Annotated in this window: 16 protein-coding genes; 11 read left to right on the top strand and 5 right to left on the bottom strand. The window is 54.7% G+C overall.

What is annotated here, in order from left to right:
* Positions 1 to 30: 30 nt before the first annotated feature.
* The 6 genes from P1U45_RS15640 to P1U45_RS15615 all read left to right on the top strand — a co-directional run bounded on the left by P1U45_RS15640 (position 31) and on the right by P1U45_RS15615 (position 5,818).
* Positions 31 to 711, top strand: a complete 681-nt coding sequence (locus P1U45_RS15640; RefSeq protein WP_301059894.1) for a hypothetical protein — start codon at positions 31 to 33, stop codon at positions 709 to 711.
* Between the two features lie 157 nt (positions 712 to 868).
* The gene (locus P1U45_RS15635) at positions 869 to 1,681 is read left to right on the top strand and encodes a hypothetical protein (protein WP_301059893.1); all 813 of its coding nucleotides are present in this window, start codon (positions 869 to 871) and stop codon (positions 1,679 to 1,681) included.
* Between the two features lie 90 nt (positions 1,682 to 1,771).
* Complete coding sequence (locus tag P1U45_RS15630) at positions 1,772 to 2,554, top strand: transglutaminase family protein (RefSeq protein ID WP_301059892.1); 783 nt, start codon at positions 1,772 to 1,774, stop codon at positions 2,552 to 2,554.
* Positions 2,555 to 2,625: 71 nt separating this feature from the next.
* On the top strand, positions 2,626 to 4,056 hold the full coding sequence (locus tag P1U45_RS15625) for a coniferyl aldehyde dehydrogenase (RefSeq protein WP_301059891.1): 1,431 nt from the start codon (positions 2,626 to 2,628) through the stop codon (positions 4,054 to 4,056).
* Positions 4,057 to 4,240: 184 nt separating this feature from the next.
* The gene (locus tag P1U45_RS15620; protein ID WP_301059890.1) at positions 4,241 to 5,407 is read left to right on the top strand and encodes a flagellin; all 1,167 of its coding nucleotides are present in this window, start codon (positions 4,241 to 4,243) and stop codon (positions 5,405 to 5,407) included.
* 45 nt (positions 5,408 to 5,452) lie between these two features.
* Positions 5,453 to 5,818: a hypothetical protein gene (locus P1U45_RS15615; RefSeq protein ID WP_301059889.1), complete on the top strand. Its 366-nt coding sequence runs from the start codon at positions 5,453 to 5,455 to the stop codon at positions 5,816 to 5,818.
* Here P1U45_RS15615 and P1U45_RS15610 read toward each other — a convergent pair.
* Complete coding sequence (locus P1U45_RS15610) at positions 5,815 to 6,336, bottom strand: thioredoxin family protein (RefSeq protein ID WP_301059888.1); 522 nt, start codon at positions 6,334 to 6,336, stop codon at positions 5,815 to 5,817. The two genes, P1U45_RS15615 and P1U45_RS15610, sit on opposite strands and share 4 nt — an antisense overlap.
* Before the next feature lie 158 nt (positions 6,337 to 6,494).
* Here P1U45_RS15610 and P1U45_RS15605 point away from each other — a divergent pair, with 158 nt between their 5' ends.
* The 3 genes from P1U45_RS15605 to P1U45_RS15595 all read left to right on the top strand — a co-directional run bounded on the left by P1U45_RS15605 (position 6,495) and on the right by P1U45_RS15595 (position 8,397).
* Entirely contained in the window at positions 6,495 to 6,959 is a 465-nt protein-coding gene (locus tag P1U45_RS15605; RefSeq protein WP_301059887.1) for a DUF3775 domain-containing protein, read from the top strand.
* Positions 6,960 to 7,025: 66 nt separating this feature from the next.
* On the top strand, positions 7,026 to 7,502 hold the full coding sequence (locus P1U45_RS15600; RefSeq protein ID WP_301059886.1) for a DUF3775 domain-containing protein: 477 nt from the start codon (positions 7,026 to 7,028) through the stop codon (positions 7,500 to 7,502).
* A 55-nt stretch (positions 7,503 to 7,557) separates the two neighbouring features.
* On the top strand, positions 7,558 to 8,397 hold the full coding sequence (locus tag P1U45_RS15595) for an aldo/keto reductase (protein WP_301059885.1): 840 nt from the start codon (positions 7,558 to 7,560) through the stop codon (positions 8,395 to 8,397).
* Positions 8,398 to 8,455: 58 nt separating this feature from the next.
* Here the strand turns inward: P1U45_RS15595 and P1U45_RS15590 are convergent, their stop codons facing one another.
* Positions 8,456 to 9,310 (bottom strand): neutral zinc metallopeptidase, encoded by an 855-nt coding sequence (locus P1U45_RS15590; protein WP_293608781.1) that lies wholly within the window; start codon positions 9,308 to 9,310, stop codon positions 8,456 to 8,458.
* A gap of 194 nt (positions 9,311 to 9,504) precedes the next feature.
* On the opposite strand from P1U45_RS15590, the gene pepF reads away from it, so the two are divergent.
* Positions 9,505 to 11,430, top strand: coding sequence for an oligoendopeptidase F (pepF, locus tag P1U45_RS15585; protein ID WP_301059884.1), 1,926 nt, complete (start codon positions 9,505 to 9,507; stop codon positions 11,428 to 11,430).
* 41 nt (positions 11,431 to 11,471) lie between these two features.
* On the top strand, positions 11,472 to 11,888 hold the full coding sequence (locus P1U45_RS15580) for a secondary thiamine-phosphate synthase enzyme YjbQ (protein WP_293608779.1): 417 nt from the start codon (positions 11,472 to 11,474) through the stop codon (positions 11,886 to 11,888).
* Here P1U45_RS15580 and P1U45_RS15575 read toward each other — a convergent pair.
* The 3 genes from P1U45_RS15575 to P1U45_RS15565 form a co-directional block, all read right to left on the bottom strand.
* A complete protein-coding gene (locus tag P1U45_RS15575) occupies positions 11,885 to 12,634 on the bottom strand; it encodes a Sir2 family NAD-dependent protein deacetylase (RefSeq protein ID WP_301059883.1) in 750 nt (249 codons plus the stop codon). The genes P1U45_RS15580 and P1U45_RS15575 overlap by 4 nt on opposite strands.
* A 69-nt stretch (positions 12,635 to 12,703) precedes the next feature.
* Complete coding sequence (locus P1U45_RS15570; RefSeq protein WP_293608777.1) at positions 12,704 to 12,856, bottom strand: hypothetical protein; 153 nt, start codon at positions 12,854 to 12,856, stop codon at positions 12,704 to 12,706.
* A gap of 10 nt (positions 12,857 to 12,866) precedes the next feature.
* A complete protein-coding gene (locus P1U45_RS15565) occupies positions 12,867 to 13,343 on the bottom strand; it encodes a GAF domain-containing protein (protein WP_293608776.1) in 477 nt (158 codons plus the stop codon).
* Positions 13,344 to 13,563: the final 220 nt, after the last annotated feature.

Below are 13,563 nucleotides of genomic sequence, written 5' to 3'. Positions count from 1 at the left end.
CCTTCGGGTCGCCTTTTTTTGTGGGGGCATGTGGGCTACGAAATCTATATTCATAGAAAGCCCAATTACTGGGATGAGCAGGACTTCGGCGCGATTACGCTCGAAGACTTGTGTGAAATTCATGCTCGCCACCTCGAGCTTGAGTTTATGGACGGGGTAGATGCGTCCCCTCGTGTTGTTACAAATCCGGAGACAGGTGAGGAAATCCGACTAGCTGCTAACGGGTTTCCCTGGATCGAAGGCTTCTGGTTGTCCGAGGATGGCGTGCTTCGCGCAAAATATCGCGACGATCAGACCATAATTGATGCGTTGCGATTAGCGGTTCTACTGGATGCACGTGTTCAAGGGGATGATGGTGAGTTTTATGACACGCTGGCTGATCTTTCCGTTGGTGAAGAACCTCAGCAACCGGAGGCTAGGGCGAGATCATTCTGGCTTTCGCCTCCAAAATCAGAAGGTTTCCGCGTCGTCTGGTTTGGTTTGATCATTGCCCTCTGGACGCCGCCGTTGATCGCGTGTGCGCTTATCTTCATGCTGCTTCATCAGGCGCCGGACGGTGAAAACCTTTCAAACGATCTGATGCTCAAGGTGCTGACGGTGTCTGCGTTGCTGGCGCTATATATTGCGGCGATGTTCATTTTGAAATTCGGAGACAAAGTGCTGGTCTCCGTATGGAGGTATATCTCTGGCGAGGACATTGAGAATCCATGAGAAAATACTGCGTGCGCAATATCTCGCAGGGCTTCTGAATGCCAAAGTGCAGGATGATGGGGGCAAGTTCTATCGCGCTGGCGCAGATAGCGTGGAGCATTTCAAGGTATAACCACTCCAGCTTGCAGCTAGATCGAGGCTGTGCAAGCATGCCGACATGACGACGGGCGGGCCTTCGGGAAACAATTTGATCTACATGCCGGCATGGGTGCGTATCAGCACACTGCTCGGCTTTCTTTTTTTCATTGTACTTGGACTATGGCTGATCGCAGATGCTGTTATCTGGCAGGTGGTGATCGATAGTCCTGCCGTACCGCTTTCCTTTCTGAGCCTTGTTGTTCCCGCATTCTTTGCTTTTCTCGTGGCGGCATTTGGACGCCGCTTCATGCCGGAAATTCAGATCGCCAAGCGCGTCGAACGCTTTTTCACGGTAGAACTGCCAAACGAGTTCAAGATTAATTTTCCATATCAGATGGAGGGGATCGGAAAGGCGGTCGACTACAAGGAATACAATCTGCGTCCGCAGAAACGCGGCGCTGAATACTGCCTCAGCGACGGCGAACGCCAAACATGGATCAATATCTGGTATGATCTGGTGGATATGCACGTGCTGTTCCGGATTTGTAAGGCGCCGGATGTGGAGGCGGAAGCTTTTCGCGAGGAGCTGGAGAGCGCTCTTGATGACTGGCGGCAACGTTTCGACGAGAAAAGCTGGCGCTGGCGCTGTAAAACCGTTCCGAACAGAGCCGATCCGGACAGGCAGATGGTCGAAATCTGGTTTACTAAACCCATGCAGCAGAGCTGGATTTATGACACCTATTTGCAGACGGTCACCAAGCAGGAGATCGGTCAGATTGCGCTAACGTTCATGCAGGAAATGAAGCGTTGGGGCGGTGACTGGTGTGTGCAGCCATTCTGGCTTCAAGGGAAGGGAAAGACTGCTCCTGACGCGGCTGATTTACCCTCTTAGTCGAACTATGGTTGCGTGTTGCACCATAACGTGTTGATAGCGCGGGAGTAGATTTCCCGAACTTAATGCAAACTCTGTCTGGAGCTATCCATGCGTGTGTCGATTGCGGCAGACCTCGATTATTTTTTTCCTGAACCAGCCGATGTGTTGCTGGCGGTGGAAGCCATTCCGATGAAAGATCAGAAGCTTGTCCGGGACAAGTTGATGGTTGCCGGAGAAGCGACCCCGCTGCGTAGCTTTCAGGAGCATGGCACGCCGGGGCGCAGCCAATGGACTGAAGCGAACGATCGGGTTCAGATCCGATACGAAGCGCTGGTCGATGTAGAACGCCCGCCGCTTTCCATAGCGGGCCTGGATGTGCCGCCGCGCCGTGAGCTGCCGCCGGATGTTGTCCATTATCTGTTTCCGAGCCGCTATTGCGAATCCGACAAGCTGGAAACCTATGCGATGAGCAAGTTCGGCCATCGCAGCGGCGGGGACCTCGTGCTGGAAATGACCGACTGGATCCGTCACAATTTTGAATATGTGCCGGGTTCGTCTGATAATTCCACAACGGCAACAGACAGTTTTCTACGGCGACAGGGCGTCTGCCGCGACTATTCTCACGTGCTGATCACACTCGCCCGTGCGATGGGTGTGCCTGCGCGCATGGTGTCTGTTTATGCGCCGGGGCTGAACCCGCCTGATTTTCATGCGGTTGTTGAAGTCTGGCTGGATGGGAACTGGCACCTGATCGATCCGGCAGGCATGGCTGCTGAAGAAAGCCTTGTGCGTATTACCTATGGCCGTGACGCGACGGATATCAGCTTCATGACAATTTTCGGCTATGCCGAGCTTCAGAGCCAGTCTGTGCTGGTGGCTGAGGTCGCCTGACCTAGCGTCATACTTTTGCTGACGCCTGCGTCAGGTTAAGCTCTCTCCAAAAGATCATGGGAGAGAGACAAATGGCTTCAGGAAATCCAGCGCGGATGCGCGAAATCCTCGATAAGCAGAAGGCCGCGCACATTCGTGAGGGCGCGCCATCTGCCGAATTACGTATGGACCGGATCGACCGCTGCATCAGTCAGCTCATCAAATACAAGGATGAGATAGCTGATGCGCTTTGTGAGGATTTCGGTCATCGCTCTAAAGACCAGACGACCTTTACTGATGTCGTGTCCTCTCTCGGGCCGCTCAAGCATTCCAAAGCAAACCTACGCAAATGGATGAAGCCGGAAAAGCGGAAGGTGGAAGCGCCGCTGAACCTGCTTGGTGCAAAAGCGCGGCTTGAATATCAGCCGAAGGGCACTGTTGGCGTCATCTCGCCATGGAACTTCCCTGTGCAGCTCACCTTTGCACCACTGGCGAACATCCTGGCAGCGGGCAACCGTGCCATGATCAAGCCCTCCGAGTTCACTGAGGCGACCTCTGCGCTGATGGAGAAGATGTTCTCTGAAGTGTTCGACGAGGAAGAGATTACCGTGATTACCGGTGGGCCGGAAGTTGGCGGCGAATTCTGCGCTCTGCCGTTTGACCATATCATCTTCACAGGCGCGACCTCGATTGCCCATCACGTTATGCGTGCGGCAGCTGATAACCTGGTGCCACTGACGCTGGAGCTAGGCGGTAAATCACCCGTCATTATCGGCCGTTCGGCAGATATGGAGAAAACGGCTGCGCGAGTCATGAATGGCAAGGCGCTGAATGCGGGCCAGATATGTCTGGCGCCAGACTATGTGTTCACGCCGGAAGAGAGCGTGGGTGCATTTGTTGATGCCTCGCAAAAGGCTGTCGCGAAGATGTTCCCGACCGGTCTGAAAGACAATGACGATTACACCTCGGTCATCAACCAGCGTCACTATGATCGCCTTCAGGGCTATCTTGAGGATGCTAAAGCCAAGGGCGGCGAGATTGTCGAGATCAATCCGGCGGGCGAGAACTTCTCCCAGCAGCCGCACCATAAAATCCCGCCAACGCTGGTTTTGAACCCGTCCGACGATATGGACATAATGAAGGACGAGATTTTCGGTCCTCTGCTGCCGGTGAAAACCTATAAGGGCGTTGAGGATGCGGTGTCCTACGTGAATGCGCATGACCGTCCGCTAGGGCTTTACTATTTCGGCGCCGACAAGGCTGAAGAAGCCAAAGTGCTGAACAGCACGACCTCTGGCGGCGTCACCGTGAATGACGTTATTTTCCACGTCGCGCAGGAAGATCTGCCGTTTGGTGGGGTGGGGCCATCTGGCATGGGCTCTTACCATGGCCATGACGGCTTTAAGGAATTCTCGCACAAGAAATCGGTCTACACGCAGACCGGAAATGAAATTCTGGCGATGTTCCGTCCACCCTACGGCGATACCTTCCGCAAGCAGCTTGCGGGGCGTCTGAAAGGCTAGGTTTTTAAAACCGAAATGAATTCAGCAGACTGAACAAATTCAGAGATCGATGAAATTTTATCGATCTCTGGAACACAGAGTAAAATTCTTGGTCTTATAGGTGAGAGTAGGGGGGGACTCTAATTGGGTTCTCAGGACAATTTTTGCACGTTCCAAAACGGAACGTGGTTAAGGGCGAGGCAGAATGCTGAGCGTAAACACCAATTACGGTGCCATGACGGCACTGCAGAATCTATCTGCGACGTCTGCGGAGAAATCCCAGATACAAAGCCGGATTAATACCGGGCTTGCCGTGGCAAGCGCGAAGGACAACGGCGCAATCTACGCTATCGCGAAAGGCCTCGATGCCGACATGGTTTCCGCCAGTGTCGAGCAGTCCCAGCTGGACCGTGTTTCCTCAACACTCGATGTGACCCTGTCTGCGATTGATAGCATTTCCGATCTCATGATCGATATGAAGGAAAAAGCGCTCGCCATGACCGATGAGTCTATGACGTATGAGCAGCTGAAGGCCTTCAACGAAGATTTCAACGCGCTGTTTGATCAGGCGCAAACGGTTGCGCGCAATGCAGCTTTTAACGACATTAATCTGCTGGACGGTTCAACACTGACGCTGGAAACGACGTCGCTCAGCGTCATTGAAGGCTTCGACCTAGCTGACATTCTGGAGAATGGCATCACGCGCACCGGTGATTTCACCGGGGTGGTGAACTCTAACCACAGCGGAACGGTTACGGGTAACTTTTCAGGCGTCGTAAACGGCAGTTTCAGCGGAACGACCTATGGCGACATGACCGGCGTCGTGAATGGTGACTATAATGGTGACATCTATGGTGACTTCAACGGTGTTGTGAACGGCAACATAAACGGCACGATTTACGGCTCGAATAATGGCTCGGTAAACGGAAGCGTGACGGGATCTGTACATAACGGCTCGGTCACACCGCCTCAGGAAGTGACAATTGAAGCGGCGGATGAAACGGCGGCGGATTATCTCGGCCGGACATATGGCGGCGTGAAGGGCTATGAAGAAGATATGTTCTCCTTCGATCCGAAGCAGGACCTTCATTACCATTATACGGGCATGGTCGCCTCCATCGAGAACACGATTTCAGGCCTAGCAAATTACTCGTCCAAGCTCGGCTCGCTTGCCAAAGCTGCCGACATTCAGAACAATTTTCTGCAGATCAAGAATGACGTTCTGATGAAGACAAAAGGCAATATGGTCGATGCGGATATGGCCCGCGAGAGTGCGCGTCTTTCTGCGATCCAGACCAAAGAACAGCTTGGTGTTCAGGCGCTCTCAATCGCCAATCAGGCTCCAAACATGGTGCTCCGTCTGTTCGGCTAATCAAATCAGATTGACCGGCTCACCAAATACGCTTATCGTTTATCGATGACAAACAAGTATGATCTCGAGCCGGGTGACGTCGTCTCCGTGCGATTTGCGGTTGTTCTGCGCCATTATGGCGTCGTCACCTTTGGTGGCCGCATCGTATCCAATAATGGCGAACGCGGCGGGGTGATTTCTCAGACATTCGAAGAGTTTGCGCAGGGGCGTGAGGTTCAGGTCGATCCGCGGCGCAGCTCTGCGGACGGGTACCATGCCCATCACAACGCTCATCGCAGGTTAGGCCATGATTATCATCTGGCCGGTTCAAACTGTATCGACTTTGCGCGTCACGCAACGCGCCGCTCACCGACTGTCAGCCAGTACGCGCGCGGCACGTTCGAGACGTTGAAGGATATGTTCCGGCGTTAGGCGATTTCGCAATACTGGTTCGCGAATGAGACCATAGCCTCTTCGTTATAGCCGCGGCCTTCTTCCAGTTCGCCTGTGCCATGTGAAGCGACGAGCTCGCCTTGCGCATCCAAAACGAAGAAGTGTGGATAGCCCTGACGTTCAGGGTATGCCGAGAGGAATTCCTCATTCTCGTTCTCGTCTGAATAATTCACTTTCAGAACCACGAAAGCGCAGGCGAAGGCTTCATGCGTCGGCTGGTTGGTTTCGATGTAGGCATCGATCAGATGGCACCAGGAGCACCATTCGCCGCCAACATCCATGAGGATGTATTTACCTTCAGCCTGAGCAAGCTCCATCGCCTCTGCTAGATCTGCGACCGGATCATCTTCCGGGCTGAAGTCCTCATTAATGTGGGTGATCGGCGTCGGCGTATACGCGGCCTCTGCTGACGTCTCCGCAGGCGTATCCGAACCGCCGCAAGCCGCGATCATGAATAGCGGCGCGATGAGGGCGGAAAGAAGTGTTAGTCGACGCATGATAGCTCTCCGAAAATTCTACAGCCAATCAGTACGATGTGCGCGGCCATGAAGGGAAGGGCATTCTAAAATTAATGGGGGCTGCGACCAAATACGCCATGAAGATAGGCGCTGAATGGGTGTTATTGTATAGTCACAATAAAAGAAAGGAGACTGCCGTGAAGACGATTGATACCGGACCTAAGGTCGAGGAGCTGGGCGTCTCGGAGAATACGCTGGCTGCAATCATTCTTGAGGCCCGCACATTCGATGCGACCATGCCTGAGGTAGATGAGGATGAGGGCTCTAACGATGTCGATGATGACGAGATTTCTGTCCTTGAGGATCAGGACGACAATCCTGCCCTTCAGGTGCTGATGGAAGCTATTAAGAGCCTCTCTATGGAAGAGCAGGAAACGCTGGTTGCGCTTGTCTGGCTGGGACGTGGTGACTTCGACGCGGATGAGTGGGATGAGGCACGCGCTATGGCCGCTGAACGCGATAATGGCGATGTCGCAGGCTATCTGGCGGGCATTCCCATGCTCGGCGATTATCTGGAGGCTGGCGCCGATGCGCTGGGCATAAACCTATCGGAGACAGAAGCGCAGACCATGTCGCATCCTCAGAAGCGTGCCGAATTTTAGGCGCTGTCCTGAAACAATTTTTGCTCCTGCACGTTGGTTTCGCAGACGACAAAGCAGGAGCAAATTATGAAAACCATTGAAACCGGCCCTTTGATTGATGACCTCGCGATTTCTGAAGACGCGCTGGCCGGTATCATTCTCAGAGCCAAATCCTTTGGCGCGATTGTACCGGAAAGTGATCCGCGCGAGTCGTCTAACGGGTCTGATGACCGCATGATTGATGCGCTGGAAGACCAGCCAGACAATCCGGCACGCATGTCACTTGAGAAGACGATCAATAATCTGAGTGACGAGCAGCGAAACACCCTCGTAGCGCTTACCTGGGTAGGTCGCGGTGATTATTCTGCCGCTGAGTGGAAAGAAGCGCTGAGCATTGCTCAGGACCGCGATGGCACGGCAACGTCGCATTATCTTTCCGAAATTCCGATGCTGGCGGACCATCTTGAAAACGGCGCTGCCGAGCTCGGCATCAATGTGACCGATGCGAAAGCTGAAATCCTGACACACGATCAGAACCCGGACCCGATGCGCGCTGTAAAATAGGCTGCGCATCGAAATCCGCATCCCCCCAATTATTCAGACAGAAAGGAACGTGTTTATGACACTGACCACGAAACATTTTGACGTTGAAATTCCATCCATTGGCTTTGGTACCTGGCAGCTGAAAGGCGACACGGCGACTGAAGCTGTGAAGACTGCGCTGGAAACAGGCTACCGCCACATCGATACAGCGCAGGCTTATGAAAACGAGAAAGCTGTCGGCGATGGCATCCAGGCCGCAGGCACGGCGCGTGAAGATTTCTTCCTGACGACCAAGGTCTGGACCGACCAGTTTAAAGACGGCGACCTCCAGTCTTCGACCAAGGAAAGCCTGAAACGCCTTGGTGTGAACGAAGTCGATCTTCTTCTGCTGCATTGGCCAAATGATGATGTGCCAATGGAGGAAACAATTGGCGCGCTGAACGATGCACGCAAGCAGGGCCTGACGAAGAATATCGGCGTCTCAAACTTCACCAAGGATCAGTTTGATAGGGCCGTGGAGCTGTCTGACGCGCCAATTCTGGTCAATCAGGTTGAGTATCACCCGTTCATCGACCAGACGAAGCTTCTGGCCGAAGCAGGCCATAAAGGCAGCGCGCTGACGGCGTATTGCCCACTGGCGCAGGGACGTGTCTTCAAGAATGAGACGATCAAGATGATTGCTGAGCGCTACGGCGTGACACCTGCGCAAATCGTGCTGCGCTGGTTTGTGCAGCAGCCGGGCGTTGTCGCCATTCCGCGGTCTTCAAATCCGGAACACATCCGCCAGAATTTCGCAATCGATGAAATTCACTTGGACGGCGATGAGATGGCGCGTATCTCGGCGCTGCGTATGCACCATGACCGTATTGTCGATCCGGACTTCGCGCCGGTCTGGGACAATCCGCTCGCCGCTTAGTCTGCATAGACGACGACAAGAAAAAGCCTCCCATTTGGGAGGCTTTTTTTGTGTGAGCTTAGAGCTCCGAGAAGGTGTCACACTGGTTTGGATCACCCGAGTTGTAGCCTCGCATCAGCCATTCCTGACGCTGCGCCGAGGTGCCGTGCGTGAAGGCTTCGGGCGTGACGCGCTGGCCTGCATTGCGCTGGAGTGTATCGTCGCCAATGGCATTGGCTGTTTGCAGGCCTTCTTGCAGGTCACCGCGTTCCAGCGCGACATTGCCATTCGAAACACGTGAGGCGTTCGCCGCCCAGACACCAGCATAACAATCAGCCTGTAGCTCCAGCATGACGAGATACTGGTTGGACTCCGCCTCGCTGCGAGCATTCTGCTGGGCCTGACGTACCCGCTGTGATGCGCCGGTCAGCGTCTGAACATGGTGGCCAAATTCGTGAGCAATCACATAGGCGCGGGCAAAGTCTGCGCCCGATGCGCCGAGACGCGTTTCCATTTCCTGCCAGAAGGAGAGGTCGAGATAGACCGTCTGGTCAGCTGGGCAGTAGAAGGGACCCATAGCCGCCTGACCATAGCCACAGCCGGTATTGGTGCCTTGCGTATAGAGCACCGTGTTTGGCGGCTGGTAGTCGGACAGGAAGAGCTGCCAGACATCATTCGCGTTGGTGCCGACGACATCTACAAACATGCCAGCATCGTCCTCAGGTGTTCCGCTTGTGCCTTGCTGCTGTTCTGAGGAGCCTGCGCCACCGAACTGGCTGGCCATCTGCATGGTCTGTTCCGGGCTGATACCGAAAACGAAATAACCGATCAATGCGATGGCGATCACGCCAATACCGCCGCCCGCTGCTGCGCCGCCGCGCATGCCTCGCCGGTCTTCAACCCGACCGCTCGTCCGTCCATCTTTCCAGCGCATATCCCGCTCCCACTGCTCACATGCCGTCTGGGATATAGTTAGCGGAGCTTCTGAGTGTGGTCACCAAGGAAATACCGGTGCCCGTCAGATGACCGAAAATATTAAACTGAAGACAGGTTGGCGTTCTGCGCTTGGCAGGAAATTCCATTCATGGTGAAAAGATTTATTGAATAACGGAAAGTTGGGGCTTTCGAATGGCTGATTTCAAAAACTTACTGAAAATGGGTGTCTGCTCAGTCGCGGTGTTCGCGGTTGCCGGACTGTCTGGTGTGTCTCACGCAGAACCGCTTCCTCAGGACGAGGGCGCAGCGGCGGAAACGACCGAAACATCTGAAACATATGTCTGGGATCTGACGGACCTGTATGAGTCGCCAGAAGCCTGGGATGACGAGTTCACAGCGATGCAGGCGCAGGTCGCGACACTGAGCGAGCTTCAGGGCACGCTGGGCGAGAGCCCGCAAAGCCTCGCACATGCGATGCGCTCTATGTCGGACACCGCTAAAGAAGTTATCCGCCTTTACGTCTATTCGTCGCTGAGCCGCGATGAAGACCAGCGTGTGCCGGAAAACCTTGAGCGTTTTGGCCGTGCGATGTCGCTCTATCAGGCCTTCTCCGAGGCGATAAGCTGGCTATCACCTGAAATCCTCTCTATCGGTGAGGAGCGCATCCGCGAGTTCATGGCGGCAGAACCTGCGCTCGAGCCGTTCCATTTCCAGCTGGAAGACACGCTGCGTCAGGCACCGCATACGCTCGATGAAGATGGTGAAGCACTTCTCGCGCTTGCTGGCCTCGCGCTGTCCCAGCCGAACGAAATCTACAGCCTGTTTGCGAACGCCTCTATCCAGTGGCCGATGGTGACCCTCTCTGATGGCACCGAAGTGCGCCTCAATCAGGCAGCTTATTCGCGCTATCGCTCCCACCCGAACCGCGAAGACCGTCAGTTGGTCTTCGACACATTCTGGGGCGCATGGAATGACTATGAAGCGGGTATGGGCGCTACGCTGAACTCGCAGGTTCTGTCCTCTGTCTTCCGTGCACGTGCCCGTAATTTCGATAGCGTGCTCGAGCGCAATATGTTCGACGACGCGCTGCCGCCTGAAATCTACACAGAACTCGTAGATCAGGTGAACGCGGCGCTGCCAGTCTTCCACCGTTATCTGGAACTGCGCGGACGTATGCTCGGCGTGGACGACCTTCGTTATTACGACATTTATCCGCCAATCATCGAAGCTGACACTGGCGTGTTCGACCTCGCACGATCTGAAGAGATCACATTCGAGTCTCTGCGCCCGTTCGGTGAGGAATATCTGAGCCTGCTGCGTGAAGGCCTTGATGGCGACTGGATGCACTCTCACCCGCAGGAAGGCAAAGAGACGGGCGCTTACATGTCCGGTTCAGCCTATGACGTGCACCCGTACGTGTTGTTGAACCATAATGACGACTTCAACTCGCTCTCCACATTCTCTCACGAATGGGGGCATGCGGTTCACACCCAGCTGGCGCGTCAGAACCAGCCGTTTGAAACAGCGGGATACTCGACATTCATCGCGGAGATGGCATCCACGATCAACGAAATCCTGCTTCAGGAATACATGATTGAGAATGCAGAGACCCGCGAAGAAAAGCTCTTCTATCTCGGTCAGGCACTGGAGAGCCTGCGCGGTACCTTCTTCCGTCAGACCATGTTTGGTGAGTTCGAACTCGCAATTCACGAAGCTGCAGAGGCGGGCGAACCGCTGACGGGTGCACGCTTCTCTGAAATCTATCTCGACCTTCTGCGCCGGTATCACGGCGAGGAACAAGGCGTGATGACGATTGACGAGCCATACGGCATTGAGTGGGCCTACATTCCGCACTTCTATTATGAGTTCTATGTCTACCAGTATGCGACATCGATTTCGGGAGCTGTCTGGTTTGCAGAGCAGTTCCTTGCTGGCGATGATCAGGTGCGTGAGAACTTCCTGAATGTCATGCGTGCCGGTGGCTCTGATTATCCGCACCAGATCCTGCTCAACGAAGCTGGTCTCGATATGACCCAGCCTGACCCGTATGAAGCCGTTGTGCGCCGTATGAACGATATTATGGATCGCATGGACGCGCTTCTGGCTGAAGAAGACTAAGAGCGTTTCGCGATCATAAGGCCCGGTGTTAGACAGATTGCATGCAGACTGTTCTGACCCTTCCGACCCGTGGACCGGGCCTTTATGAGTTTACCGATCAGGCGGCCGTTTTCCTGCGTGGGCAGGGCGACGGCCTTCTGACACTGTTTTGCCAGCATACTTCGGCCTCGCTGACTATTCAGGAAAATGCCGATCCGGATGTGATCCGCGATCTGAATGCCTTTTTCGAGCGGCTCGTGCCGGATGCCGATCACCCTCAGATGAGTTTCTTACGTCACCGCGCCGAGGGGCCTGATGATATGCCAGCGCATATCAAATCGGCGCTCACGCAGGTGAACCTCTCTATTCCTGTACAGTCCGGCAGGATGATGCTGGGCACCTGGCAGGGCATTTATCTGTTCGAGCATCGCAACGCGCCGCATACCCGCCGCGTGATCGCTCATTTCCGCGAAGACTAGGCTTCCAGAAGCTCAATGACCTCTGACAGAAGCGGGCCGATCTCGGTATTCAGAACGAGGTCGGCATACGGGTCCTGATCGGTGGGTTCGCGATTGATGATCGCGTATTGCGCGCCCGTCTGCTTGGCGATGATCGGAATATTCGCCGCTGGATAGACGACCAGGGATGAGCCGATAGCCAGACACAGATCTGCGACTTCAGCTTCGGCTTCGGCGAGCGCCATTTTCTCTTCCGGCATGGCCTGACCGAATGAAATGGTCGCCGATTTCAACAGCCCCTCGCAGAATAGACATGTGAGGTCTTCATCAGCCTCATGGCGCGGTTTCAGAGCATCAAACTCATAGCGTTTGCCGCAATTGAGGCACTTGGCGTAGCTGGCATTGCCGTGAATTTCGATGACCTTGTCATCATCAATGCCTGCATGCTGATGCAGATTGTCGACATTCTGCGTCACGACGCATGAGACCTTGCCCATATCCACCAGTTTGGCGACGGCGTAGTGGCCGGTATTCGGTTTGGCGCCGGTCCAGCCTGCGGTCTTGTTGAAGACACGTCTCCAGGATTCGCGGCGCTGATCGCGTGAGGCGACAAAGTCCTGAAAATAGATCGGAGTCATCTTGCTCCACACACCGCCGGGGCTTCTGAAATCTGGAATACCGCTTTCCGTGGAAATGCCAGCGCCCGTGAAGATGAGAACGCGGTTCGCGCTTTTGATCATTTCAGCGAGTCGGGCAGCATCTGACATACAAGGCTCCTTCGACGTTGAACGCCTTTAAGTGTGTCAGCGAGTAGGGCGGGCACGCAAGGGCGCAGCCTATTTCTTTTTACGCGGCTGGTGTTCGATCGTGTTTGGATCGTCGAGGCGGCCGTTCAGCTTTCTCTGCTTTTCTTTCCAGCGTTCACGCCGGCCCATCTGGTAGAAGAACCAGCCGATAATGAGCGCAGGAAGAACGATGACGAGCAGCATGGCCTGATCTTTACGCGGTCAGGAGACCGGCGCAAATCGCTTCCAGACCCGCCTTGTCGATTTCGTCAAATGCGTCAGGCTGTTCAGAGTCGACGTCGAGCACGGCTGCAAGCGTGCCATCTGAGTTGAAGACGGGAACAACGATTTCAGAATTCGTGCGGCTGTCGCATGCAATATGGCCCGGGAAAGCATGCACGTCTGGCACAAGCTGGGTCTCGCCGCTTGCAGCACATGCGCCGCAAACTCCGCGCGTAAATGGAATGCGTAGGCAGCCAAGCGTGCCAACATAAGGGCCGACGACCAGCTCTTCAGATTTCAGCGGATCGACCACATAAAAACCCGTCCAGAAAAAGCGTGGACGGAAGGCCTCAGCCAACAGGCAGGAGGCTGTTGCAAGGCGCGCAGGCAGATAGGTTTCGCCAGAAACGACAGCGAAGATTTCTTCGCGAAGTTGCTCATAGCGTGTCTGGCGTTCCTGATCGGTCATAGCGGGCCTTCCTGAGTTATCGCGTGCATTTGTATCGAAACGCGGCGCGCTTCAAGGGGCAGATGTATTTGCATGCGATTTTGTGAGCGGAAGATGCATCATGGCATCATTCCGCAATGTTGAATGAAGGGTTTAAAACCGACCGCCCAATTTGAACGACCACCTAAACGGCGCTATTAACCTAAAACAGCTATCACGGTGTGGAGGTGAGAGCGCACGG

It is taken from the genome of Ponticaulis sp. (assembly GCF_029210165.1).
Classification (GTDB): domain Bacteria; phylum Pseudomonadota; class Alphaproteobacteria; order Caulobacterales; family Hyphomonadaceae; genus Ponticaulis.
The sequence above is the reverse complement of the archived record's forward strand: the minus strand, read 5'-3'. Positions and strand labels throughout refer to the sequence as shown.